The organism is Streptomyces sp. NPDC043878, from assembly GCF_056435735.1.
Genome location: NZ_JBWKDW010000001.1, coordinates 689,947 through 713,088, shown reverse-complemented (window position 1 = coordinate 713,088; position 23,142 = coordinate 689,947). Strand labels below are relative to the sequence as shown.

25 protein-coding genes and 1 pseudogene are annotated in these 23,142 nt (G+C 70.2%); 17 read left to right on the top strand and 9 right to left on the bottom strand.

The window, feature by feature from the left end:
- The first annotated feature begins 337 nt into the window (after window positions 1–337).
- The 4 genes from AC07AZ_RS03035 (at window position 338) to AC07AZ_RS03020 (ending at window position 3,867) form a co-directional block, all read left to right on the top strand.
- On the top strand, window positions 338–991 hold the full coding sequence (locus AC07AZ_RS03035) for a response regulator transcription factor (RefSeq protein ID WP_030605557.1): 654 nt from the start codon (window positions 338–340) through the stop codon (window positions 989–991).
- Window positions 992–996: 5 nt separating this feature from the next.
- On the top strand, window positions 997–2,247 hold the full coding sequence (locus AC07AZ_RS03030; protein WP_478843166.1) for a sensor histidine kinase: 1,251 nt from the start codon (window positions 997–999) through the stop codon (window positions 2,245–2,247).
- Window positions 2,248–2,639: 392 nt separating this feature from the next.
- Window positions 2,640–2,936, top strand: coding sequence for a DUF4193 domain-containing protein (locus AC07AZ_RS03025; RefSeq protein WP_005481602.1), 297 nt, complete (start codon window positions 2,640–2,642; stop codon window positions 2,934–2,936).
- Window positions 2,937–2,949: 13 nt separating this feature from the next.
- A complete protein-coding gene (locus AC07AZ_RS03020; RefSeq protein ID WP_478843164.1) occupies window positions 2,950–3,867 on the top strand; it encodes a hypothetical protein in 918 nt (305 codons plus the stop codon).
- 117 nt (window positions 3,868–3,984) lie between these two features.
- Here AC07AZ_RS03020 and AC07AZ_RS03015 read toward each other — a convergent pair whose 3' ends face one another.
- The gene (locus AC07AZ_RS03015) at window positions 3,985–4,446 is read right to left on the bottom strand and encodes a DUF3093 domain-containing protein (protein WP_478843162.1); all 462 of its coding nucleotides are present in this window, start codon (window positions 4,444–4,446) and stop codon (window positions 3,985–3,987) included.
- Window positions 4,447–4,504: 58 nt separating this feature from the next.
- On the opposite strand from AC07AZ_RS03015, the gene AC07AZ_RS03010 reads away from it, so the two are divergent.
- The 7 genes from AC07AZ_RS03010 (at window position 4,505) to AC07AZ_RS02980 (ending at window position 11,213) form a co-directional block, all read left to right on the top strand.
- A complete protein-coding gene (locus AC07AZ_RS03010; RefSeq protein ID WP_478843160.1) occupies window positions 4,505–5,089 on the top strand; it encodes a PaaI family thioesterase in 585 nt (194 codons plus the stop codon).
- Window positions 5,086–5,637: a dUTP diphosphatase gene (gene dut, locus AC07AZ_RS03005; protein ID WP_478843158.1), complete on the top strand. Its 552-nt coding sequence runs from the start codon at window positions 5,086–5,088 to the stop codon at window positions 5,635–5,637. The genes AC07AZ_RS03010 and dut overlap by 4 nt, the downstream gene beginning before the upstream one ends.
- A gap of 1 nt (window position 5,638) precedes the next feature.
- Window positions 5,639–6,400, top strand: a complete 762-nt coding sequence (locus AC07AZ_RS03000; protein WP_478843156.1) for a DUF3710 domain-containing protein — start codon at window positions 5,639–5,641, stop codon at window positions 6,398–6,400.
- Between the two features lie 345 nt (window positions 6,401–6,745).
- A complete protein-coding gene (locus tag AC07AZ_RS02995) occupies window positions 6,746–9,289 on the top strand; it encodes an ATP-binding protein (protein ID WP_478843154.1) in 2,544 nt (847 codons plus the stop codon).
- Window positions 9,286–9,969 carry a response regulator gene (locus AC07AZ_RS02990; protein WP_478843152.1) on the top strand — a complete coding sequence of 228 codons (684 nt, stop codon included), beginning with the start codon at window positions 9,286–9,288 and terminating at the stop codon, window positions 9,967–9,969. Before AC07AZ_RS02995 ends, AC07AZ_RS02990 begins: the two co-directional genes overlap by 4 nt.
- 80 nt (window positions 9,970–10,049) lie before the next feature.
- Window positions 10,050–10,448 carry an OB-fold nucleic acid binding domain-containing protein gene (locus tag AC07AZ_RS02985; RefSeq protein ID WP_478843150.1) on the top strand — a complete coding sequence of 133 codons (399 nt, stop codon included), beginning with the start codon at window positions 10,050–10,052 and terminating at the stop codon, window positions 10,446–10,448.
- 3 nt (window positions 10,449–10,451) lie between these two features.
- Window positions 10,452–11,213 carry a DUF3159 domain-containing protein gene (locus AC07AZ_RS02980; protein ID WP_478843148.1) on the top strand — a complete coding sequence of 254 codons (762 nt, stop codon included), beginning with the start codon at window positions 10,452–10,454 and terminating at the stop codon, window positions 11,211–11,213.
- A gap of 298 nt (window positions 11,214–11,511) precedes the next feature.
- On the opposite strand, the gene AC07AZ_RS02975 is transcribed toward AC07AZ_RS02980, so the two are convergent.
- Window positions 11,512–12,189: a potassium channel family protein gene (locus tag AC07AZ_RS02975; RefSeq protein ID WP_478843146.1), complete on the bottom strand. Its 678-nt coding sequence runs from the start codon at window positions 12,187–12,189 to the stop codon at window positions 11,512–11,514.
- Complete coding sequence (locus AC07AZ_RS02970; RefSeq protein WP_478843425.1) at window positions 12,189–12,860, bottom strand: potassium channel family protein; 672 nt, start codon at window positions 12,858–12,860, stop codon at window positions 12,189–12,191. The genes AC07AZ_RS02975 and AC07AZ_RS02970 overlap by 1 nt, the downstream gene beginning before the upstream one ends.
- Window positions 12,861–13,407: 547 nt before the next feature.
- Here AC07AZ_RS02970 and AC07AZ_RS02965 point away from each other — a divergent pair.
- Both AC07AZ_RS02965 and AC07AZ_RS02960 read left to right on the top strand, forming a co-directional pair.
- Window positions 13,408–15,459: an APC family permease gene (locus AC07AZ_RS02965; RefSeq protein WP_478843144.1), complete on the top strand. Its 2,052-nt coding sequence runs from the start codon at window positions 13,408–13,410 to the stop codon at window positions 15,457–15,459.
- Window positions 15,460–15,534: 75 nt separating this feature from the next.
- On the top strand, window positions 15,535–16,875 hold the full coding sequence (locus tag AC07AZ_RS02960; protein WP_478843142.1) for a class I SAM-dependent RNA methyltransferase: 1,341 nt from the start codon (window positions 15,535–15,537) through the stop codon (window positions 16,873–16,875).
- A gap of 427 nt (window positions 16,876–17,302) precedes the next feature.
- On the opposite strand, the gene AC07AZ_RS02955 is transcribed toward AC07AZ_RS02960, so the two are convergent.
- From AC07AZ_RS02955 to AC07AZ_RS02935, 5 genes are all read right to left on the bottom strand, one after another.
- On the bottom strand, window positions 17,303–17,683 hold the full coding sequence (locus tag AC07AZ_RS02955; protein ID WP_478843140.1) for a VOC family protein: 381 nt from the start codon (window positions 17,681–17,683) through the stop codon (window positions 17,303–17,305).
- Window positions 17,674–18,591 (bottom strand): Vgb family protein, encoded by a 918-nt coding sequence (locus tag AC07AZ_RS02950; protein ID WP_478843138.1) that lies wholly within the window; start codon window positions 18,589–18,591, stop codon window positions 17,674–17,676. Before AC07AZ_RS02950 ends, AC07AZ_RS02955 begins: the two co-directional genes overlap by 10 nt.
- Window positions 18,588–19,244: a CatB-related O-acetyltransferase gene (locus AC07AZ_RS02945; RefSeq protein WP_478843136.1), complete on the bottom strand. Its 657-nt coding sequence runs from the start codon at window positions 19,242–19,244 to the stop codon at window positions 18,588–18,590. The genes AC07AZ_RS02950 and AC07AZ_RS02945 overlap by 4 nt, the downstream gene beginning before the upstream one ends.
- A gap of 232 nt (window positions 19,245–19,476) precedes the next feature.
- Window positions 19,477–19,974, bottom strand: a complete 498-nt coding sequence (locus AC07AZ_RS02940; protein WP_478843134.1) for an anthrone oxygenase family protein — start codon at window positions 19,972–19,974, stop codon at window positions 19,477–19,479.
- A complete protein-coding gene (locus AC07AZ_RS02935) occupies window positions 19,941–20,339 on the bottom strand; it encodes a VOC family protein (RefSeq protein ID WP_478843132.1) in 399 nt (132 codons plus the stop codon). Before AC07AZ_RS02935 ends, AC07AZ_RS02940 begins: the two co-directional genes overlap by 34 nt.
- Window positions 20,340–20,482: 143 nt before the next feature.
- Here AC07AZ_RS02935 and AC07AZ_RS02930 point away from each other — a divergent pair, with 143 nt between their 5' ends.
- The 4 genes and pseudogenes from AC07AZ_RS02930 to AC07AZ_RS02915 form a co-directional block, all read left to right on the top strand.
- Window positions 20,483–21,136 carry a TetR/AcrR family transcriptional regulator gene (locus tag AC07AZ_RS02930; protein ID WP_478843130.1) on the top strand — a complete coding sequence of 218 codons (654 nt, stop codon included), beginning with the start codon at window positions 20,483–20,485 and terminating at the stop codon, window positions 21,134–21,136.
- A gap of 562 nt (window positions 21,137–21,698) precedes the next feature.
- On the top strand, window positions 21,699–21,893 hold the full coding sequence (locus AC07AZ_RS02925) for a ribbon-helix-helix protein, CopG family (RefSeq protein WP_107021548.1): 195 nt from the start codon (window positions 21,699–21,701) through the stop codon (window positions 21,891–21,893).
- Window positions 21,890–22,282 carry a type II toxin-antitoxin system death-on-curing family toxin gene (locus AC07AZ_RS02920; protein ID WP_478843127.1) on the top strand — a complete coding sequence of 131 codons (393 nt, stop codon included), beginning with the start codon at window positions 21,890–21,892 and terminating at the stop codon, window positions 22,280–22,282. Before AC07AZ_RS02925 ends, AC07AZ_RS02920 begins: the two co-directional genes overlap by 4 nt.
- 102 nt (window positions 22,283–22,384) lie before the next feature.
- Window positions 22,385–22,597: pseudogene (locus AC07AZ_RS02915) on the top strand (peptidase C39 family protein); the annotation flags it as partial.
- 95 nt (window positions 22,598–22,692) lie between these two features.
- Here AC07AZ_RS02915 and AC07AZ_RS02910 read toward each other — a convergent pair.
- Window positions 22,693–23,142 (bottom strand): hypothetical protein, encoded by a 450-nt coding sequence (locus AC07AZ_RS02910; RefSeq protein ID WP_478843125.1) that lies wholly within the window; start codon window positions 23,140–23,142, stop codon window positions 22,693–22,695.

Below are 23,142 nucleotides of genomic sequence, written 5' to 3'. Positions count from 1 at the left end.
CAGCACACTGCCCGTCGTGCTGGGCGGCGACGGTGCCGGACACCCACGCCCACTCTGCGGAAAGCGGGTCGCCGCATACCGCACGGTGGTGCGGTACATGCAGAGCGTGATCGCGGGGTGTAAAGCCGTCCTCCCCCCAGTCCCCTTCACGGAAACCTCAACCCTCGGAGAAAATCTGGCATTCCCGGGCCTCACGCCGGCCCTCAGTGGGCCGCTCACCCGCCTTACCGCCGACTTATGGCCGAAAGGGGCAGGATGGGCGTCAACACACTCACCGAAGCCCCTGCCCGCGCATGCCCGAGAGGCGCCGCGCGGGCGGACACAGGAAGGAAGCGACGTGCGCGTACTCGTCGTCGAGGACGAGCAGCTGCTCGCCGATGCGGTGGCCACCGGACTGCGCCGGGAGGCCATGGCCGTGGACGTCGTGTACGACGGCGCGGCGGCACTGGAGCGCATCGGCGTCAACGACTACGACGTCGTCGTCCTCGACCGTGACCTCCCGCTCGTGCACGGCGACGACGTCTGCCGCAAGATCGTCGAACTCGGCATGCCCACCCGGGTGTTGATGCTCACGGCGTCCGGCGACGTCAGTGACCGCGTCGAGGGCCTGGAGATCGGTGCCGACGACTACCTGCCCAAGCCGTTCGCGTTCAGCGAGCTGACGGCACGGGTGCGGGCCCTGGGGCGGCGCACCAGCGTGCCCCTGCCGCCGGTCCTGGAGCGCGCGGGCATCAAGCTCGACCCCAACCGCCGTGAGGTCTTCCGCGACGGCAAGGAGGTCCAGCTCGCGCCGAAGGAGTTCGCCGTGCTGGAGGTCCTGATGCGCAGCGAGGGCGCCGTCGTCTCGGCGGAGCAGCTGCTGGAGAAGGCGTGGGACGAGAACACCGATCCGTTCACGAACGTCGTTCGGGTGACCGTCATGACGCTGCGCCGCAAGCTGGGCGAGCCCGCGGTGATCGTCACGGTGCCCGGCTCCGGCTACCGGATCTGAGTCCCGTGGCCACCACGCCCGCGCCCCCGCAGGCGCCTCCGAAACCCACCTGGGACCCCCGCAGGCCGATGGCCCAGCCGCTGCCGTGGCTGCGCCCCACGATCCGCATACGGCTCACGCTGCTCTACGGCGGCATGTTCCTGATCGCCGGCATCCTGCTGCTGTCGATCATCTATCTGCTGGCAGCGCAGGCGCTGCGCGCCGGCAACGAGCCGCTCTACACGATCGTCGATTTCAACGCTCTCAAGGTCAAAAGCAACGACTGTCCAGGGATCCCCAACGGCAACCTGCAGTTGGCGGAGTTCAACGACGCCGTCAGCCAGTGCCTCGACCACCAGCGCCAGCACGCCCTCGACAACCTGCTCAGCCGTTCCCTGCTGGCCCTGCTGGGGCTCGCGGTGATCGCCTTCGCCTTCGGCTACGCGATGGCCGGCCGGGTCCTGTCGCCGCTGGGCCGGATCACCCGCACCGCGCGCGCGGTGGCCGGCTCGGACCTGTCCCGCCGTATCGAACTGGACGGCCCGGACGACGAGCTGAAGGAGCTGGCCGACACCTTCGACGACATGCTGGAGCGGTTGCAGCGCGCCTTCACCGCGCAGCAGCGTTTCGTCGGGAACGCCTCGCACGAGCTGAGAACCCCGCTCGCGATCAACCGCACCCTGCTGGAGGTGCACCTGTCGGACCCGGGCGCGCCGGTGGAGCTCCAGCAGCTCGGCAAGACGCTGCTGGCCACCAACGAGCGCAGCGAGCAACTCGTGGAGGGTCTGCTGCTGCTGGCCCGCAGCGACAACCAGATCGTCGAGCGCAAGCCGGTCGACCTCGCCGAGGTCGCCGAGCAGGCGGTCGACCAGGTGCACGCCGAGGCGGCGGCCAAGGGCGTGGAGATCCGCAGTGTGCAGAAGCCCGCCGTGGTGCAGGGCAACGGCGTACTGCTGGAGCGGATCGCGCTGAACCTGGTTCAGAACGCGGTGCGCTACAACGTGCCCGACAATGGCTGGGTCGAGGTGCACACGGAGATCCAGCACGGCCAGGCGGTCCTGCTGGTGTCCAACACCGGACCGGTCGTGCCGGCGTACGAGATCGACAACCTCTTCGAGCCGTTCAGGCGGCTGCGTACCGAGCGCACCGGCAGTGACAAGGGTGTGGGCCTCGGGCTGTCCATCGTCCGGTCCGTGGCCCGGGCGCACGGCGGCCACATCTCGGCTCAGCCGCGCGAGGGAGGTGGGCTGGTGATGCGAGTCACGCTGCCTGTCTGAGAGCATGTCCCGACACACGAGGATGTTCGCTTTGCGCGGAATTTCGGGGGCGCTGATGCTGCTGTCTCGTGTGTGATCGATCACAAGGGCGAATTTCCGTCCATCCACTCTCGGTGATCATGCGACCTGCCGGAAAGCCGGGAAAATCCGGGTTTTCGGGGGTCCTGATCACGGGAAGTACACGGTGAGACGCCTTTGAAGAGCGGCATGGAGACCGTGTACGGTCCCGTTCGCCATCCAAGCCGATCACTCTTGAGGAGTCCGGTTGGGTGTCGATTGAGTAACAGACCTTGATGTGAGGCAAAATCTCCGCCTCGGGTCGGGCACAAGTCCGGCCTCTCACGCGTTACGTGCGCTGGAGACACCGCAGACACCCAGAGGGGGAGAGCGACATGGCAACGGATTACGACACCCCACGCAAGACCGACGACGACGTCGATTCCGACAGTCTTGAGGAGCTGAAGGCACGACGGAACGACAAGTCGACGTCCGCCGTTGACGTCGACGAGTTCGAGGCCGCGGAAGGCCTCGAACTGCCCGGCGCGGACCTCTCGAACGAAGAGCTGGCCGTGCGGGTACTGCCCAAGCAGCAGGACGAGTTCACTTGCATGAGCTGCTTCCTGGTGCACCACCGCAGCCAGCTGGCCCGGGAGAAGAACGGTCAGCCGATCTGCCGCGACTGCGACTGAGGGCGGGTCGGCCGTGACTGGCTCGACCCCACCTCGGAAGCGCCGCTTTCCTCTCCGGAAGGCGGACCACGGGCCGTACGACGGCCCTCACGGCGCGCGTGACGACGAGCGGGGCTCATCCGAGATCGGAGCGGCCTCGCTCGAACCGTCAGGTGTCCGGGGTGACCTCCCGGCGCCGGCGGAGGTTCCCGCGCCCGTCGCCCGGCGACGGGCGGCGGGAATCCGGGACAAGGCCAGGGAAGGCGTCCGCAGGAGCGGCAGCCACGCCAGGGCGGGACTGGCGTACCTCGCCGACCGGATCATCGACATCGCCCCGCGGATCCCCGTACGGGACCTCGCGGCGCTCCGAAAACAGTTCCCGGGCCTGGGGCCCGAACAGCTCGCCGACAAGCTCGTGGCGGGCGCGGCCAACGCCACCTCCACGGTCGGCGCCGGGATCGGGGCGGCCGCGATGCTGCCCGTGCCTCCGGCGATGCCCACCGAACTGGCCGCCGAGATCACCGGTGTCGCCGCGATCGAGCTGAAGCTGATCGCCGAACTGCACGAGGTCTACGGCGTACGGCCGCCCGGAAACCTGACGCAGCGCAGCACCGCCTACCTGAGTGCGTGGTCGGGCGAGCGCGGGATCGACGTGGTCAGACCGTCGACCGTGAGCACGGCGCTGAACGGCCACATGAAGCGCGAGCTGCGCCAGCAGATCATGAAGCGAACGGTGCGGAACCTGCCGAACCTGATGCCCTTCATGGTGGGTGCCGCGGTCGGTGCGGTCATGAACCGCCGGGACACCAGGAAACTGGCCGCCCGCATCCGCGCGGACCTCCGCGAGCTCCAGGTGCCGTGGGACGCGCTGCCCGCGCTGCCGCCGCTGGAGGAACCCGCGAACCCGCTCTCCGTGGACGACGTCACCAGAGAACTCGGGCCCGGTCGCTGAACCCCGGGCCACCCCACCGTCCGATTCGCACGGCGTGACACCCGCACCCGCCGGCCCGGGGGAGACCCCGCCCGGCGCCGTGCGGTCACCCGCGGGGCGATGCCCCGCGCGCATGTTCTAGGCCGCGGCCCGGGCCTGCTCCAGCGCCTCGGCCAGCCGCTCCGGCTCCCGCGTCGACAGGTACAGGTACGGCGTCGGATCGGCGGGGTCGGTAACCTGCACGCGCAGGGCCCGCGGGATGTAGGCGCGCAGCAGCAGGAAGGCCCGGGTGTCGGCCTTGTAGGTCCGCCAGGCGCGGGCCTCCTCCGGGTCCAGGATCTCCGCCTCACCCAGGGCCGTCACCGGGATCTTCGCCTCGCCCGCGATCAGCAGACCGCCCACGACCCGGATGCGCAGCGAGCCGTAGGCGCTCGCGACGACCGCCGCGGCCGCAGTACCGCCCACCAGGCCCCCGAGCATCGGCAGGGTGCCGAAGGGCAGCAGGATCAGCGCCATCGAGACGCCCACCAGGAAGGAGATCAGCCACCACGAGCGGGGGGCGGTGAGGCGTTCTTCGTACGGGACGGCGGAGGGCTGCATACGGCCAAGCTTGGCACGGTGTCCGGCCGGTGCCGACGCGCGGGTAAGGTCTGCGCCTGTGAGTGGTACTTCCGCAGCTCTTGAGCCTCCCGCCGACGCCGTGAAGCCGGTGCGGCACCCCGACGCTCCCGCACCCGGTGAGCTTCTCGGTGCGCACTACGGCCGGTGTTTCGGCTGCGGCGACGAGCAGCCCCACGGCCTGCACCTGGAGGCGCGGGCCGGGGAGGGCGTGTCCCTCACCGCCGAGTTCACCGTGCGGCCCGCCCACCAGGGCGCGCCCGGCCTGGCGCACGGCGGAGTGCTCGCGACCGCCCTCGACGAGACCCTCGGCTCACTGAACTGGCTGCTGCGCACGATCGCCGTGACCGGGCGGCTGGAGACCGACTTCGTCCGGCCCGTGCCCGTCGGCACCGTGCTGTACCTGGAGGCCGAGGTGACCGCGGTGGCCCGGCGCAAGATCTACTCGTCCGCCACCGGGCGCATCGGCGGCCCCGAGGGGCCCGTCGCCGTCCGGGCCGACGCCCTCTTCGTCGAGGTGAAGGTCGACCACTTCACCGAGAACGGCCGTCAGGAAGAGATCCAGGCCGCCCTGAGCGACCCCGACCGGCTCCGGCGTGCCCGGGCCTTCGAGGTGAATCCGTGAGCCCCGACCCCGTGAACGTCCTGATCCGGCGCGTCGACCCCGACGTACCGCTTCCGGCGTACGCACATCCCGGTGACGCGGGAGCCGATCTGCGCACCACCGAGAGCTGTGAACTGGCGCCGGGCGAGCGGGCCGTACTGCCCACCGGGGTCTCCGTCGCGCTGCCGGAGGGGTACGCGGCCTTCGTGCACCCCCGATCCGGCCTCGCCGCCCGCTGCGGTGTCGCTCTCGTGAATGCCCCGGGGACGGTTGATGCCGGGTACCGTGGGGAGATCAAGGTGATCGTGGTGAATCTCGACCCGCGCGAGTCGGTGCGGTTCGAGCGCTTCGACCGGATTGCCCAACTGGTCGTCCAGCAGGTCGAGAGGGTCCGCTTCCAGGAGGTCGCGGAGCTTCCCGACTCGGCACGGGCCGAAGGGGGCTTCGGGTCCACCGGAGGTCATGCCGCGGTGGGCGGCGCAAGCGGCACAAGTGGCCCTGCCGCCGCGGGCGGCGGGGCGGGTGGGAATCGATACGCTTCGGTCGTATCCGACCGGGAAGGACAGTGACGTGTTCGGACGTCGCAAGAAGAAGGGTGCCGCCGAGGACGCGGCCGGCGAGGCCGAGCAGGTCGTCGACAGCGTCGACGCTGAGGCGGACGAAGAGGGCGGGCGCGAGCGCGTGCGACTCGAGCCGGAGCCCCGGCCCGACGGACCCTGGGACGGCACCGAGGTCCGTGACCCGGCCGAGGGCAGGGTCGACCTGGGCGGCATGTTCGTACCGGGCGTCGACGGCATGGAGCTGCGGGTGGAGGTCGCCGGCGACGCGATCGTCGCGGCCACCGTCGTGCTGCGCGACAGTGCCATCCAGCTCCAGGCCTTCGCCGCGCCCAAGCGCGAGGGCATCTGGGGCGAGGTGCGCGAGGAGATCGGCTCCGGCATCACCCAGCAGGGCGGCATCGTCGACGAGGTCGAGGGTCCGCTGGGCTGGGAGCTCAGGGCCCAGGTGCCGGTGCAGCTGCCGGACGGCACGGGCGGCTTCCAGGTCGTGCGGTTCGTCGGCGTGGACGGCCCCCGCTGGTTCCTGCGCGGAGTGATCTCCGGCCAGGGCGCGGTGCAGCCGCAGGCCGCCGGGCTGCTCGAACAGATCTTCCGGGACACGGTCGTGGTCCGCGGCGAGGGTCCGATGGCGCCCCGCGACCCGATCGTCCTGAAGCTGCCGAACGACGCGCAGATGGTGCCCGAGGGCGTCCAGCAGGACGACGGCACCTCCCGCTTCTCCGGCGGCATGGGCCAGCTCCAGCGCGGACCGGAGATCACCGAGGTCCGCTAGCACGGACACCGCGCGACAAGGGCCGTACTCCCACGGGGTGCGGCCCTTTCCCGTGTCCGGCGGTACGGGAACGGACACCGCGCGACAAGGGCCGTACTCCCACGGGGTGCGGCCCTTCCCCGTGTCCGGCGGTACGGGACGGGAACCGGCGCGGGCCGGACCGCCGGGGTTCCGGGAAGACCGGGCTCCCCGACGGCGGCCAGGGAAGATCGTCCGACGCCGGCGCGCCCGGCGTCAGGGTTGCGTCAAAGGCTGCCCAGGAGCCGCCTTCCGGCCGGTTCGCGGCGATCGGCCGCCGTAGGGTCGACGCTGCGCGGGCAGCACGGACCGGAAGACAATGAGGCCATGGGACGCGGCAAGCTTCGGATATACGTCGGTGCGGCGCCGGGCGTCGGCAAGACGTACGCCATGCTGTCCGAGGCGCACCGGCGCGTAGAGCGGGGCACCGACTGCGTGGTCGCCGTCGTGGAGCACCACGACCGGCCGCGCACCGAGGTGATGCTGCACGGCCTGGAGCAGGTCCCGCGCCGGGAGCTGGGGTACCGCGACACCGTCTTCACCGAGATGGACGTGCGCGCCGTCCTCGCCCGGCGGCCCGAGGTCGCCCTCGTGGACGAACTCGCCCACACCAACATCCCCGGCTCGGCCAACACCAAGCGCTGGCAGGACGTGGAGGAACTGCTCGCCGCCGGCATCGACGTGGTGTCGACGGTGAACATCCAGCACCTGGAGTCGCTCGGGGACGTCGTCGAGTCCATCACGGGCGTACGGCAGCAGGAGACCCTGCCCGACGAGGTGGTCCGGCGGGCCGACCAGATCGAACTGGTCGACATGTCGCCACAGGCGCTCCGCCGCCGCATGGCCCACGGCAACATCTACAAGTCCGACAAGGTCGACGCGGCCCTGTCGAACTACTTCCGGCCCGGGAACCTCACCGCGCTGCGCGAACTGGCGCTGCTGTGGGTGGCCGACCGCGTCGACGAGTACCTGAAGCAGTACCGCAGCGAGCACCACGTGTCGAAGATCTGGGGCTCCCGCGAGCGGATCGTCGTCGGGCTCACCGGCGGCCCGGAGGGGCGGACGCTGATCCGCCGGGCCGCCCGGCTGGCCGAGAAGGGCGCCGGCGGCGAGGTGCTGGCCGTCTACATAGCCCGCAGCGACGGCCTGACCTCGGCCTCCCCCAAGGAACTGGCCGTGCAGCGCACCCTGGCGGAGGACCTGGGCGGCACCTTCCACCACGTCGTCGGCGACGACATACCGGCCGCGCTGCTGGACTTCGCACGGGGCGTCAACGCCACCCAGATCATCCTCGGCTCCTCGCGCCGCAAGAGCTGGCAGTACGTCTTCGGGCCCGGCGTCGGCGCCACGGTGGCCCGGGAGTCGGGGCCCGACCTCGACGTGCACATCGTCACCCACGACGAGGTCGCCAAGGGGCGCGGACTGCCCGTGGCGCGGGGCGCCCGGCTCGGCCGGTCCCGGGTCGTGTGGGGCTGGCTGGTCGGTGTCGTCGGGCCGGCGGTGCTCGCCGTCCTGCTGAACACCGTCCACCTCGGTCTCGCCAACGACATGCTGCTGTTCCTCACACTGACCGTCGCGGCGGCCCTGCTCGGCGGGCTCTTCCCGGCGCTGGCGTCGGCGGCCGTCGGCTCCCTGCTGCTGAACTACTTCTACACGACGCCCCTGCACCGCTGGACCATCGCCGACCCGAGGAACATCGTCGCCATCGCGATCTTCGTCGCCGTCGGTGTGTCGGTCGCCTCCGTCGTCGACCTCGCGGCCCGCCGCACCCACCAGGCGGCCCGGCTGCGTGCCGAGTCGGAGATCCTCTCCTTCCTCGCCGGCAACGTGCTGCGCGGCGAGACCGGTCTGGAGGACCTCCTGGAGCGCGTCCGCGAGACCTTCGGCATGGAGTCGGCGGCCCTGCTGGAACGGGAGAGCGACGTCGCCCCCTGGACGTGCGCGGGCCGCGTGGGCCTCGGCCGGCCACTGGAGCGGCCCGAGGAGGCCGACGTCGACATGCCGGTCGGCGACCACATGGCGCTCGCGCTGACCGGCCGGGTGCTGCCCGCGGAGGACCGCCGGGTGCTCGCCGCCTTCGCCGCCCAGTCCGCCGTCGTACTGGACCGCACGCGCCTGCAGGAGAAGGCGGACCGGGCCGGCACGCTCGCCGAGGGCAACCGCATCCGTACGGCCCTGCTGGCCGCCGTCAGCCACGACCTGCGCACCCCGCTGGCCGGCATCAAGGCCGCCGTCTCCAGCCTGCGCTCCGACGACGTCGCCTGGTCCGAGGAGGACCGGGCGGAGCTGCTGGAGGGCATCGAGGAGGGCGCCGACCGCCTCGACCACCTGGTGGGCAACCTGCTCGACATGTCCCGCCTCCAGACCGGCACGGTCACCCCGCTGATCCGCGAGATCGACCTCGACGAGGTGGTGCCGATGGCGCTCGGCGGGGTGCCCGAGGACAGCGTCGAACTCGACGTCCCCGAGGCGCTGCCCATGGTCGCCGTGGACGCCGGGCTGCTGGAACGGGCGGCGGCCAACCTGGTGGAGAACGCCGTGAAGTACAGCGCGCCCGGCGACACCGTCCTGGTGTCCGCCAGCGCCATCGCGGACCGGGTCGAGGTGCGGGTGGTCGACCGCGGGCCGGGCGTCCCCGACGACGCCAAGGAACGCATCTTCGAGCCCTTCCAGCGCCACGGCGACGCCCCGCGCGGCGCGGGAGTGGGCCTCGGCCTCGCGGTCGCCCGCGGTTTCACCGAGGCGATGGGCGGCACCCTCACCGCCGAGGACACCCCCGGCGGGGGACTCACCATGGTCCTCACGCTCCGCGCGGCGGGAACGCGCCCGGAGCTCCAGCACGCCGTACCACCGGAAAGGCAGGCGACATGACCCGGGTGCTCGTGATCGACGACGAGCCGCAGATCGTGCGCGCCCTCGTGATCAACCTCAGGGCCCGCAAGTACGAGGTCGACGCGGCCCACGACGGAGCCACCGCCCTTCGGATCGCCGCCGCCCGCCACCCCGACGTGGTCGTCCTCGACCTGGGTCTGCCCGACATGGACGGCGTGGAGGTGATCAGGGGCCTGCGCGGCTGGACCCGCGTGCCGATCCTGGTGCTGTCCGCGCGGCACTCCTCCGACGAGAAGGTCGAGGCACTGGACGCCGGTGCCGACGACTACGTCACCAAACCCTTCGGCATGGACGAGCTGCTGGCCCGGCTGCGCGCCGCCGTCCGCCGCGCCGAGCCCACCGGCGGCGGCGAGGACGACGTCCTGGTGGAGACCGAGGGCTTCACCGTCGACCTGGCCGCGAAGAAGGTCAACCGGGACGGCAGGGACGTCCGGCTCACCCCGACCGAGTGGCACCTGCTGGAGGTCCTGGTGCGCAACTCCGGCCGCCTGGTCAGCCAGAAACAGCTGCTCCAGGAGGTGTGGGGGCCGTCGTACGGGACGGAGACGAACTACCTGCGCGTGTACATGGCCCAGCTGCGGCGCAAGCTGGAGGCGGACCCCTCCCACCCGAAGCACTTCATCACGGAGCCCGGGATGGGATACCGGTTCGAGAAGTGAGCCGTCGCACGACCGGCGTCCGGGTCGAACGCCTGCGCGGTGGGTACGAAGCTGTCGGCGTGTCCCGGTACGCTTCAGATATGAGTGCTGTTCCTCGTTCCGAGAAGCCGGTGGGCCGGTTCCGGCGCATGCTCGACCGGCTCTCCTCGTCGCAGGAGGACCTGGAGTCCGAGGAGCTGCGCGAGGACGCCGAGACGGCGGGCTGCACACGCATCGGCGACTGCCACGACCGCCAGATCGTGACGGTTACTGGTACCTTGCGCACGGTCACCCTGCGGCCGCGCGCCGGGGTCCCGGCCCTGGAGGCCGAGCTGTTCGACGGCACCGCCGCTCTGGACGTGGTGTGGCTCGGCAGACGCTCCATCGTGGGCATAGAGCCCGGACGCAAGCTGATCGCATCGGGCCGGGTCTCGATGAGCCGCGGCCGCCGGGTGCTGTTCAACCCCAAATACGAACTGAGACCCCTCGGACGGGAGTAGCCGGTGACGTCGCTCGACAAGCCGACCGAAGACACCGAAGACGCCCGGCAGCGGGACGCCCGGGCGGTCACCGAGGCCGCACTGTTCGAGGCGTTCGGCGGCGTGCGGGGCATGGTCGAGACAGTTCTGCCGGGACTGCTCTTCGTCACCATCTTCACGATCAACAAGGACCTGCACTGGTCGGCCATCGCCGCGCTCGCCGTGTCGCTCGCCCTGGTCGTGGTCCGGCTGGTCAAGAAGGACACCGTCAAGCACGCCTTCAGCGGCGTCTTCGGGGTCGCCTTCGGTGTCGTCTTCGCGATGATGACCGGCAACGCCAAGGACTTCTACCTGCCCGGCATGCTCTACACGCTGGGCCTGGCGGTGGCGTACATCGTCACGACCCTGTGCGGTGTCCCGCTGATCGGGCTGATCCTCGGCCCCGTCTTCAAGGAGAACCTCTCCTGGCGCAAGCGGAACCCGGGCCGCAAGAAGGCCTACGCCAAGGCCAGTTGGGCATGGGGCCTGATCCTGCTCGCCAAGTGCGCGATCCTCTTCCCGCTGTACTGGTGGGCGAACACCGCGCAGCTGGGCTGGGTCCTGGTCGCCCTGAAGATCCCGCCGTTCCTGCTCGCCGTCTGGCTCACCTGGGTGTTCCTCGCCAAGGCGCCGGCCCCCATCGACGTGTTCGCGGAGATGGAGGCCGAGGAGAAGGCGGAGCGGGAGCGCGAGGCCGGCGCCGAGGAGCCCGAGACGGCGGGCGGGCGACACCGCCGGGACGGCTGAGCGGCCGGCGACAGCGGCACTGGGCCGGTCGAGCGGCCGGCGACAGTAGCGCCGGGTCGGTTGAGCGGGCGGCGGCAGCGGGCTCTGGGTCGGTCGAGCGGCCGGCGACAGTAGCGCCGGGTCGGTTGAGCGGGCGGCGGCAGCGGGCTCTGGGTCGGTTGAGCGGCCGGCGGCAGCGGGTCGGCCGAGCGGCCGGCCACAGGAGCGCCGGGTCGGCTGACCGGCCGGCGGCAGCGACAGCGGCGAAGGGCGCCCCGGACATCCGGGGCGCCCTTCGCCGTCGTAACCCTTCGGGGGGTCAGCCCGTCGTGTCCTGGCGGCGGACCGACAGCAGGTCCTCCAGCTGCTCCTCGCGGGCCTGCGCGGCCACGAACAGCAGCTCGTCGCCCGCCTCCAGGGAGTCCTCCCGGGACGGGGTGAGGACGCGGGTGCCGCGGATGATCGTGACCAGCGAGGTGTCCTCGGGCCACTCCACATCGCCGACCGGCGTGCCGGCCAGCGCCGACTCCTCGGGCAGGGTCAGCTCCACCAGGTTCGCGTCCCCGTGGCTGAAGCGCAGCAGGCGGACCAGGTCGCCGACGCTGACCGCCTCCTCGACCAGGGCCGACATCAGGCGCGGGGTGGAGACGGCCACGTCCACGCCCCACGCCTCGTTGAACAGCCACTCGTTCTTCGGGTTGTTGACGCGGGCGACGACCCGCGGGACGCCGTACTCCGTCTTCGCCAGCAGGGAGACGACCAGGTTGACCTTGTCGTCGCCGGTCGCGGCGATCACGACGTTGCAGCGCTGGAGCGCGGCCTCGTCGAGGGAGGTGATCTCGCAGGCGTCGGCCAGCAGCCACTCGGCCCGCGGGACGCGTTCGACCGAGATGGCGGTCGGCGCCTTGTCGACGAGAAGGACCTCGTGGCCGTTCTCCAGCAGTTCGCCCGCGATCGAGCGGCCGACCGCACCGGCACCGGCAATGGCGACCCTCATCAGTGACCGCTCTCCTCTTCGGGACCCTGGGCGAACGCCGCCTCGACCTTGTCGACCTCGTCGGTGCGCATCATGACGTGCACCAGGTCGCCCTCCTGCAGCACGCTCTGCGAGCTGGGCAGGATCGCCTCGCCGAGCCGGGTCACGAACGCCACCCGGACGCCCGTCTCCTCCTGCAGCCTGCTGATCTTGTGCCCGACCCAGGCCGTGGAGGTGTGCACCTCGGCGAGCTGCACGCCGCCGGTGGGGTCGCGCCACAGGGGCTCGGCACCCGAGGGCAGCAGCCGGCGCAGCATCTGGTCGGCCGTCCAGCGGACGGTGGCCACGGTGGGGATGCCCAGACGCTGGTAGACCTCGGCCCGCCGGGGGTCGTAGATGCGGGCCGCGACGTTCTCGATGCCGAACATCTCGCGGGCCACGCGCGCCGCGATGATGTTCGAGTTGTCACCGCTGGACACCGCGGCGAAGGCGCCGGCCTCCTCGATGCCCGCCTCGCGCAGGGTGTCCTGGTCGAAGCCGACGCCGGTGACGCGACGGCCCCCGAACCCGGAGCCCAGTCGTCGGAAGGCCGTGGGGTCGTGGTCGACGACGGCGACCGTGTGCCCCTGTTGCTCCAGGGTCTGGGCAAGAGCGGAACCCACTCTTCCGCAGCCCATGATGACGATGTGCACGACCGTCCTTCCGGTGTCCATAGGTACTGCTCAGCCACATCAGGGTCTCAGACCGACGCCCAAGCTACACACGCGCGGTAGGACGACGGCACCCCTGTGCGCGGTTGCCCCGCGGCGGTGCGGTCCGGGGTGGCTGATGCCGGGGATCGGTCCAGGGGCTGGTTGCCTGGACCGGTGCCGGGACCGGCGCCGGCATCGGTGCCGCGGTCCGCGGCGGCCGGTACCGGTACCGGCCGCCAGCGACGGCCGATGCTGCGGACACTGACAAGGGTCAGGATTCCGAGGCCGACGAGGGCGGCTGCGGCGCCGACGAGCTCTGCGGTCGTGTGCATGGAACCTCCGGAGGCGGCAACGGCCGGGAAGACGGGCGGATTTTGTCATATAGGCATGACCGTCGGGTGCCCTGCGGAATCCGCAGCCGGGCCGCCCCCGATTTCACTCGGAGGGCAGAGGGAGGGCCGCCGGAGAGCGGACTGCGGGCTGTCGGAGGACGGATGTGGGGTGGCGGGTGGGCGGCCGCCCGTTCGAACGCATACGATCCTCTGTTGTGTCCAAACTGACCGACGTGCCCAAACGGATTCTGATCGGGCGCGCACTGCGCAGTGATCGGCTCGGGGAAACGCTCCTGCCGAAGCGCATCGCACTCCCCGTCTTCGCCTCCGACCCGCTGTCCTCCGTGGCGTACGCCCCCGGAGAGGTGCTGCTGGTCCTGTCCATCGCGGGTGTGTCGGCCTACCACTTCAGCCCGTGGATCGCCCTCGCGGTCGTCGTGCTGATGTTCACGGTGGTCGCCTCCTACCGCCAGAACGTCCACGCCTACCCCAGCGGCGGCGGCGACTACGAGGTGGCGACCACCAACCTCGGCCCCCGGGCGGGCCTCACGGTCGCCAGCGCCCTGCTCGTCGACTACGTCCTCACCGTGGCCGTCTCCATCGCCTCCGGCATCGAGAACCTCGGCTCCGCGATCCCCTTCGTGGTCGAGCACAAGGTGCCGTGCGCGATCGCGGTGATCGTGCTGCTCACGCTGATGAACCTGCGCGGGGTCAAGGAGTCGGGTTCGCTGTTCGCGATTCCGACGTACGTCTTCGTCGCCGGCGTCTTCATCATGATCGCGTGGGGTGCGTTCCGCGGGCTCGTCCTCGGCGACACCATGCATGCGCCGACCGCGTCGTACGAGATCAAGGCCGAGCACCAGGGACTGGCCGGTTTCGCCCTGGTGTTCCTGCTGCTGCGCGCCTTCTCCTCCGGCTGTGCCGCGCTCACCGGCGTCGAGGCGATCTCCAACGGTGTCCCGGCCTTCCGCAAGCCCAAGTCGAAGAACGCGGCGAGCACCCTCGCGGCGATGGGTCTGCTCGCCGTCTCCATGTTCTGCGGCATCATCGCGCTGGCGATGACGACCAAGGTCCGGATGGCCGAGAACCCCGCCACCGACCTGCTCCACGACGGTGTCGCGGTCGGCGCCGGCTACGTCCAGAACCCGGTGATCTCCCAGGTCGCCGAGGCCGTCTTCGGCAAGGGCAGCTTCCTGTTCATCGTGCTGGCGGCAGCCACCGCGCTGGTGCTGTTCCTGGCCGCGAACACCGCGTACAACGGCTTCCCGCTGCTCGGCTCGATCCTCGCCCAGGACCGCTACCTGCCGCGCCAGCTGCACACCCGCGGTGACCGCCTCGCCTTCTCCAACGGCATCGTGCTGCTCGCCGGCGCGGCCGGACTCCTGGTGTGGATCTACGGCGCGGACTCGACCCGCCTGATCCAGCTCTACATCGTCGGCGTGTTCGTGTCCTTCACGCTCAGTCAGACCGGCATGGTCCGCCACTGGAACCGCCACCTGGCGGCCGAGAAGGACCAGGCCAAGCGCACCCACATGGTCCGCTCGCGCGCGATCAACGCCTTCGGTGCCTTCTTCACCGGTCTGGTGCTCGTCGTCGTCCTCGTCACCAAGTTCACGCACGGCGCCTGGGTGGCGCTTCTCGGCATGTGCATCTTCTACGCGACGATGACGGCGATCCGTAAGCACTACGACCGGGTGGCCGAGGAACTCGCGGCCCCCGAGGGACCGAGCGACGACAGCCTCCGGCCGTCCCGCGTCCACTCGGTCGTCCTGATCTCCAAGATCCACCGCCCGGCGCTGCGCGCCCTCGCCTACGCCAAGCTGATGCGCTCGGACTCGCTGGAGGCGCTCAGCGTCAACGTCGACCCGGTGGAGACCAAGGCGCTACGCGAGGAGTGGGAGCGACGCGGGATCACCGTCCCGCTGAAGGTCCTGGACTCGCCGTACCGCGAGATCACGCGGCCGATCATCGAGTACGTCAAGGGGCTGCGCAAGGAGTCGCCGCGTGACGTGGTGTCCGTGATCATCCCCGAGTACGTGGTCGGTCACTGGTACGAGCATCTGCTGCACAACCAGAGCGCCCTCCGGCTCAAGGGCCGGCTGCTGTTCACACCGGGTGTCATGGTGACCTCGGTGCCCTACCAGCTCCAGTCCTCCGAGGCGGCCAGGAAACGGGCCCGCAGGCGGCAGGAGTGGAACGCGCCCGGTGCGGTCCGGCGGGGGCCCGCCCACGACCGGCACAAGGAGTCGTCCAGCGCGAAGAACTGAGCGCGGCGCCCGGCGCGTAGACTGGCAGGCTGTTGTCCGCTCGTACCCCTCTCGATGTTGTGGAGTCACCCCGCCATGCAGGCAGAACCGAAGAAGTCGCAGGCGGAATCCCTGGTGGGGGAGGAGTACGAGGTCGAGGTCGGCCCCGTCGCCCACGGCGGGCACTGCATCGCCCGCACGTCCGAGGGCCAGGTGCTGTTCGTCCGGCACACCCTGCCGGGTGAGCGCGTCGTCGCCCGGGTGACCGAGGGCGAGGAGGGGGCCCGGTTCCTGCGGGCGGACGCCGTCGAGATCCTGGACGCGTCGAAGGACCGCATTCCGGCTCCCTGCCCGTACGCCGGTCCCGGCCGCTGCGGAGGCTGCGACTGGCAGCACGCCAAGCCGGGCGCCCAGCGCCGGCTCAAGGGCGAGGTCGTCGCCGAGCAGCTCCAGCGGCTCGCCGGCCTCACGCCCGAGGAGGCCGGCTGGGACGGCACGGTGCTGCCCGCCGAGGGCGACAAGCTGCCCGCCGGCGAGGTCCCGCAGTGGCGGACCCGCATGCAGTACGCGGTGGACGTGGACGGCAACGCCGGCCTGCGCCGCCACCGCTCGCACGAGGTCGAGCCGATCGAGCACTGCATGATCGCCGCCCCCGGTGTCAGCGAACTGGGCATCGAGGACCGCGACTGGTCCGGGATGGAGTCCGTCGACGTGATCGCCGCGACCGGCTCCCAGGACCGCATGGTGATCCTGGAGCCCCGCCCCGGCGCCCGCCTCCCCCTCGTGGAACTCGACGGGCCGGTCTCGGTGATGCGCGTCGAGGAGCACGACGGCGGCATCCACCGCGTCCACGGCCGCGCCTTCGTCCGCGAGCGCGCCGACGGCCGCACCCACCGCGTCGGCAGCGGTGGCTTCTGGCAGGTCCACCCGAAGGCGGCGGACACCCTGGTCACGGCCGTCATGCAGGGCCTGCTCCCGCGCAAGGGAGATTCGGCGCTCGACCTGTACTGCGGCGTCGGCCTCTTCGCCGGCGCACTCGCCGACCGCCTCGGCGACAAGGGCGCGGTGCTCGGCATCGAGTCCGGCAAGCGCGCGGTGGAGGACGCCCGGCACAACCTCGCCGACTTCGACCGCGTCCGCATCGAACAGGGCAAGGTCGAGTCCGTCCTGCCGCGCACCGGCATCACCGAGGTCGACCTCATCGTCCTCGACCCGCCCCGCGCGGGCGCCGGCAAGAAGACGGTGGAGCACCTGTCGTCGCTGGGCGCCCGGAAGATCGCGTACGTGGCGTGCGACCCGGCGGCGCTGGCGCGGGACCTGGCGTACTTCCGGGACGGCGGCTACAAGGTGCGGACGCTGCGGGCGTTCGACCTGTTTCCGATGACGTCGCACGTGGAGTGCGTAGCGATTCTGGAGCCCGCCGCAAAGAGCCTCTGACCTGCTGGTTCTTCTTGCGCCCATGTTCGGGGCGGGTGGGGCCGACCTGTTTCCCAAGGCACACGACGTGGAGTGCGCCGTAATCCGGACGAACGTCGCTGACCTGCGGTTTCTGCCAATGACGTGAGGGTGACGAAACGTCGTGCCACCCGTTCCGCAGGGACGGCGCGCGGCAGTCTCGACGCTCACGTGACGCTCGTCCTGATGGTGCGTCAGGCCGGTATGCCCGACTGCGGCGGGCAGGCGGGCAGGCGGGCAGGGGGGCAGCACGGGGAAGTGCTGGGGCAGACGGGCGGGGCAGAGATCGGTGAAACGGGACGGCAGATCGACGGGGAGCGCATCCGGTCGGCAGATGTTTACAGTCTCGAACACGCGACCGGGCAGGATGGGTGGACTGGTCATGCGGTTCTTTCGGGGGCGGTTCGGTTCACAGATAGGGCTTGGTGATCAGTTCGATGGCGTGGCCGGCGGGGTCCTTGAAGTAGACGCCGCGGCCGCCGTGCTCGGTGTTGGTCTCACCGGGACGCGTCATCTGGGGATCGGCCCAGTGCTCGATGCCGCTGGCGCGGAGGTGGGCGTAGGTCCGGTCGAACAGGTCGTCGTCGACGAGGAATGCGTAGTGGTGCATCTGGATTTCGTCGACGCCGGGTAGTTCGGCGAACTGCAGCAGCACGCCTTCATCGAGCTGGACGTTGGTGAACGGCCCCCACGACGGCGCTTCGGGGAGTTCGAGCAGGTCCCGGTAGAACCGTGCCGATGCCTCGCGGTCCTTGGCGGGGACGATGGTGTGGTTGAAGGTCACGGGCATGGGGCAACTCCTGGGGTTGAGGAAACAGTTGTCGGGCTGATGCGGGCCAGGGCACCGATCTCCAGTGCCGTCCACAGCGCGCCGTCGGGGCCGGAGGCGATGCCGTGCGGCTCGGCGCCGGGGGTCGGCAGGTCGTACACCTCGATCACGCCCTGGGCGGTGATGGAGCCGACGCGGTTGCCGCTCCACTCGGTGAACCACAGGGCACCGTCAGGCCCTGGGGTGATGGCGTGCGGTCGGCCGGCACGGTCGGGGAGCGCGAACTCCGTCACGTGTCCGTCGAGGGTGATCCTGCCGATCTTCCCGGCGGCGATCTCGACGAACCACAGGGCGCCGTCCTGGCCGGTCGTGATGCCTACCGGTGCGGCGGCCGGGGTGGGCAGCGAGTGGACCGTGAGCGCGCCGTCCATGCCGATCCGGCCGATGGCGTTGGCCTGGTTCATGGTGAACCACATCGCGCCGTCGGGCCCTGCGGTGATCGCGGAGGGGAACGCACCGGTGGTCGGGAGCGGGAACTCGACGACCTGTCCGGCAGTGGTGATCCGGCCGATGCGGTCGGCAGTGGTTTCGGTGAACCAGAGAGCGCCGTCGGGTCCGGCGGCGATGCCGAACGGTCCGCAGTCCGCAGTGGGCAAAGCGAACTCGGTGACGGTGCCGTGAGTGGTGAGTCGCCCGATGCGGTGTGCCTGGTACTGGGTGAACCAGAGGGCACCGTCCGGCCCAGTGGTGATGACGGTCGGACCGCACATCGGTTCCAGCTCGTGGTAGGAGGGTTCGCCGCCGGGGGCCAGCCGGCCGATCCGGCCGCTGTGGACCATGGTGAACCACAGCGCGCCGTCCGGCCCGCTGGTCAGCGCGTACGGGCCACCGTCTGCCACCGCGTATTCCTTGATGGACACCTGTGTCATGGCGTCTCCTGCAGATTGTGCTGGGCGGTGATGCGTGCGATGTCGGCCGGGGTGCCGGCCATGATGGTGCGGGCGTGTTCGGTGACCAGGTCGGCCGGCCAGTCCCACCATGCGGCGCGCAGCAGCAGTTCGATGTCGGCGTCGGCGAAGCGCTGCCGGATCGGCCGGGCGGGGTTGCCGCCGACGATCGTGTACGGCGCGACGTCGGCGGTGACCACCGCGCCGGCGGCGATGATGGCGCCGGCGCCGATGTGCACGCCGGGCATGACTGTGCTCTGGTAACCGAACCAGACGTCGTTGCCGACGACCGTGTCGCCGCGGCTGGGCATCGAGGTGACGATATCCAGGGTTTGTTCGGTCCACTCGCCGCCGAACATGGTGAACGGGAACGTGGAGACACCCATCGTCGGATGCTCGGCGCCGGCCATCAGGAACCTGGTTCCCGTGGCGATCGCGCAGTACTTGCCGATGATCAAACGCTCCGGCCCGTAGGCGTAGAGGACGTTGCGCTGTTCGAACTCGGTCGCGCCGTCCGGGTCGTCGTAGTAGGTGTACTCGCCCACGTCGATCTTCGGTGAGGTGAGCATCGGTTTGAGGAACACCACGCGGTCGTGGGCGGGCAGCGGGTGCAGAAGTGTCGGATCAGGTGACACGGTCGAGTTCCTTTGTTGTGGGGCGGGGGCGGTCCGGGGCGTGCGTGGGCGTGGCGCCATGCCGAACTTTGCGCCCGGTCGTGGTTGCCATGTGTCGGTCGCCAGGTGGTGGTGCCCGGGGACGGCCGGTTGCCCTCGGCCGGGGGGTGGGTGGATTCGGGCGGTGCCGAGGGCGACGAGGGCCCAGGCCAGGCATCCGAACGCGGCGGTGTGCAGTAGAGCGCGGACGAGGTCAGGTGACCCACCGGTTCTCGAGGTGCTCACGGGCCATGGCCAGGCCGTCGGCGTCGCGCAGGGGGGCGACCTTGGCGAGCTGGTCGTTGAGCGGGACGTTGACTGCGCCAGTGATGCCGAAGGCCACCAGGTACAGCAGCAGTGCGGCGATGATCCAGGGGAGGGCGGGTCGGCTGTGGCCGCGCCAGGCCAGGACGGCGGCCAGCGCCAGCAGGGGGATCGAGCCCATGAAAGGGATCATGAACGTGGGGCTGATGATGGCCTTGTTGATGTTCTGCATCGCCTCGACCAGGGTGCGGTCGGAGGACCGGCCCAGGCCGGGCATGACCGAGTAGGCGAAGCCGGCGAACAGTCCGGCCATCAGGCCGGTGCTCACAGTGGACGCCAGGAGCACGGCTGTCTGCAGGGGCTTGATGGGTGCGCTCGCTTCGTCGGGCTGGTGGTGAGGGCCGGTGGCGGGGGTCAGGCGTGCTCGATTCCGGTCGGGGTCGCCCACTCGACGAACTGGACGATCACGCCGTTGGGGTCGGTGACCTGGAAGAGGCGCTCGCCCCAGGGCTCCTCGCGCAGCGGCATGGTGATCTCGACGCCCGCGGCGCGCAGCCGCTTCTCCTCTTCGGTGACGTCGGTGACGGTGAAGGCGAGGATCAGGCCGGAGGCGCGCTGGTCGCGCTGGTCGGCCGGCAACACCTCGGTGCCGCGTGCGAGCAGGACGACGTCCACCGCGGCGTCGTCGCGCGACAGGGAGGCGAATCCGTTGGCGGCGGCCTGCTCGACGTAGCCGAGGTGGGTGATGAAGAACCGCTGGGACGCGGCAAGATCGTTGACGGTGAGCGAGACGGTTGACGCGGTGATCTGCAAGCGGGTGCTCCTTATTGGTGGGGCTTGTCGTCGGCCGGTTGGCGGGGCGCCCAGCCGAAGATGCAAACTTACTATGAAGGTAAACTTATTCCAGTGGCATCAAGGCTGTCAACATAAAAATGCTACAAGTGTAAGATTGAGTCATGGCTACCGACACCACATCGTCAGCGCAGCCCACCGGCTTGCGGGACGCCAAGAAGCAGGAGACGAGGCAGCTCATCTCCGACCACGCCACCCGCCTGTTCATCGCGCAGGGCTTCGAACAGACCACCATCGCCGAGATCGCCACCGCCGCCCGGGTCGCCAAGAAGACCGTCACCAACTACTTCCCGCGCAAGGAAGACCTGGCCCTGGACCATCAGGACGCCTTCATCGCCTCCCTGGCCAACGCCGTGACCGACCGTCGGCCCGGCGAGTCCGCCCTGGCGGCACTACGCCGCGCTTTCGCCGACGCCGCGGCGGCCGCGGATCCGGTCGCCGGGTTCTCCGGCCCCGCCTTCGCCCGCATGATCGCCGACAGTCCCACCCTCTCGGCCTGCCTGCGCGGCCTGCATGACCGGCGCGAACATGCCCTGGCCGAGGCTCTCGCCGCGGCTGTCGGCGCACCACGAGACGACATCACCGTCCGCACCGCCGCCGGACTGCTCGGCACCGTCCACCGCATCCTGTTCCAGCGCATCCAGGACCTCACCCTGGCCGACCGCCCCAATGACGAGATCGCCGAGACCGTCGACGCGGAGGCATCCCTCGCCTTCGACCTGCTCGAACCCTCCCTCGGCCACTACGCCATCGTCTGAACACTCCCGGTTCCACGGAGGGTGCACATGAGCGGATGTCGGCTCATGCAGGGGGAACTGGTCGTGGCGGCCTGTTCCCCCTGAAGAGGGGGATGGCTGGGGGCCATGACGCCCGTTTGACGCTCTGGGTGCCGACACGCGGGACGGGAGCCCAGAAATGGGCTTTGACCTGGTCTTTTGTGAGACCCGCTCAGCCCGACATCCTTCCGATGACGCATCATGTGGAGTGCGTGGCGGTTCTGGAGCCGGTCGCGAAGGGCGCCTGACCTGCGGTTTCGTTGCCCTGGTGGGTTGCTCGACCTGTTTCCCTCCGTGTAGCGGTTCAATCGGGCGGATCGATCTTAGAGAGCTCTCTTACCTGCGAGTTCGGGAGGGATGCGCTGCATCGGGGCGACGCCTTCGGGTGTCTCTTCGGAGATTCTTGACGCTCGGATGACGCTCGCAATGGGGTCTCTAGCGCGCCTCCGCGGTAGCGGTGCGAGTGGCCGCTTTATTCGCGCTCCGCGGAGCTGGGAGCGGGGGTACCATCACACCATTGATACCGGACTGGTATCATTGGTGTATGGCGATGACACTTCGACTCCCCGACGACCTTGACGCGAAGCTCACTGAGCGGGCTCGTCGGGAGGGCCGCAGCAAGCAGGAACTCGCCATTGAGGCCATCCGTGACGCCCAGGACCGGGCCGAGCTGAAGGTCGATGACGTCCTGGTCGAGCTCATGGACAGCGATGCGGAGATCCTGGACTACCTGAAGTGACCGAAGTGCGCTACATCCAGATCGACGAGATCCTGGCCATCGCTCGCAAGGTCAACGATACCGAGCACAGCGTGCGTGACCTGGGACTTTTGGTGTCAGCGATCGAACGGCCCCGGACGAACGTGTTCGGAGCCGAGCTGTATCCCACGCTGCACGAGAAGGCGGCGGCACTGCTGCACTCCGTCGCTCGCAATCACGCGCTGATCGACGGCAACAAGCGCACCGCCTGGCTTGCCATGCGTGTCTTCCTGCGGCTCAACGGCGTCAGCGCCAGTACCGCCCCGCCACCCGTCTCCATTGCCGGCCCGTTCGTCGAGGAAGTCGCGCAGGACAACATCGATGTCCCGGTAATCGCCAAGCGCCTGGCGGCCTGGTTCCCCGTTTTCTGACGTTCGACGACGTGAGGGCAGGGCATGCGCGTGCTCTGCCCTCACGCGCTGTTCGGCCGTCATCCCACGCGGCCGCATTGGCTGGTTTGGGAGTGTCGGGCTGCGCCAACCAAAGGCTTCGATGTCCCGCACTGAGTGCTGTGCCACGGCGTCACGTACCGGCGCCGACGTGATCGACGCCCCCTGCGCCAACGCGGCGATGGGGGCCACCTGGGTCGACGCACACCTCCTGCCGGTCCCGCCCTGTCGCTCGTCGCGATCTCGATGACCTCGCCGGATGGATTCCGGGGTGCCGTGACCACCGGGCGCGCGTAGTTACGCGGCGCGGCTGCCTTGGGGCGGCCGACTCGAGCCGGGGCAGGAACGGGTGACCGAGCACAGGAGCGCGCGGTGCCCTCCTCGCGCTGGCGTTATTGGCGATCCGCGCGATCGACGTGATCCACGTGGAAGGTCAGCCCGGCAACGGTGCCCGACTGGACGACGGGACCGTGCTGGACTCCTCCGCTGATGCGGTTGTCCACCGTGCGCCAGCTGTCTGCCGTGGACGCCGAGAGTTGCAGTAACGAGGTCAGCAGAGCGCGCAGGGCCGCGTCGCTGCCGTCGTCGGCGTCCGCGAGTCGGCGCAGACGGTCACCGTATCGTCCGCTGATCTCGCGGGCTGTCCGTTCACGTTCCGTGGCGTCGGCGGCGAGGAGCCAGGTCCTCGCGTCCTGCAGATCGTCGAACGTGTCGGGGTCCGCGCCTGTGCGGGTCAGGAACCGCCCGACGAGTTCCCGGGCGTGTGTCCAGGAGTCGGTGACCATGAGGGAGACCAATGTGGTGGCGCCCGACGCCGCGAGTACGGCCAGTTCGCTGTCCAT

What these genes read in the sequence shown, in the direction of transcription:
- AC07AZ_RS02995 (WP_478843154.1), top strand. Translation starts at nt 6,746, where the DNA reads ATGGGACGCGGCAAGCTTCGGATATACGTCGGTGCGGCGCCGGGCGTC.
- AC07AZ_RS03025 (WP_005481602.1), top strand. Translation starts at nt 2,640, where the DNA reads ATGGCAACGGATTACGACACCCCACGCAAGACCGACGACGACGTCGAT.
- AC07AZ_RS02985 (WP_478843150.1), top strand. Translation starts at nt 10,050, where the DNA reads ATGAGTGCTGTTCCTCGTTCCGAGAAGCCGGTGGGCCGGTTCCGGCGC.
- AC07AZ_RS02960 (WP_478843142.1), top strand. Translation starts at nt 15,535, where the DNA reads ATGCAGGCAGAACCGAAGAAGTCGCAGGCGGAATCCCTGGTGGGGGAG.
- AC07AZ_RS02925 (WP_107021548.1), top strand. Translation starts at nt 21,699, where the DNA reads ATGGCGATGACACTTCGACTCCCCGACGACCTTGACGCGAAGCTCACT.
- AC07AZ_RS02990 (WP_478843152.1), top strand. Translation starts at nt 9,286, where the DNA reads ATGACCCGGGTGCTCGTGATCGACGACGAGCCGCAGATCGTGCGCGCC.
- AC07AZ_RS02910 (WP_478843125.1), bottom strand. Translation starts at nt 23,142, where the DNA reads ATGGACAGCGAACTGGCCGTACTCGCGGCGTCGGGCGCCACCACATTG.
- AC07AZ_RS02975 (WP_478843146.1), bottom strand. Translation starts at nt 12,189, where the DNA reads ATGAGGGTCGCCATTGCCGGTGCCGGTGCGGTCGGCCGCTCGATCGCG.
- AC07AZ_RS02930 (WP_478843130.1), top strand. Translation starts at nt 20,483, where the DNA reads ATGGCTACCGACACCACATCGTCAGCGCAGCCCACCGGCTTGCGGGAC.
- AC07AZ_RS03015 (WP_478843162.1), bottom strand. Translation starts at nt 4,446, where the DNA reads ATGCAGCCCTCCGCCGTCCCGTACGAAGAACGCCTCACCGCCCCCCGC.
- AC07AZ_RS02955 (WP_478843140.1), bottom strand. Translation starts at nt 17,683, where the DNA reads ATGCCCGTGACCTTCAACCACACCATCGTCCCCGCCAAGGACCGCGAG.
- AC07AZ_RS02950 (WP_478843138.1), bottom strand. Translation starts at nt 18,591, where the DNA reads ATGACACAGGTGTCCATCAAGGAATACGCGGTGGCAGACGGTGGCCCG.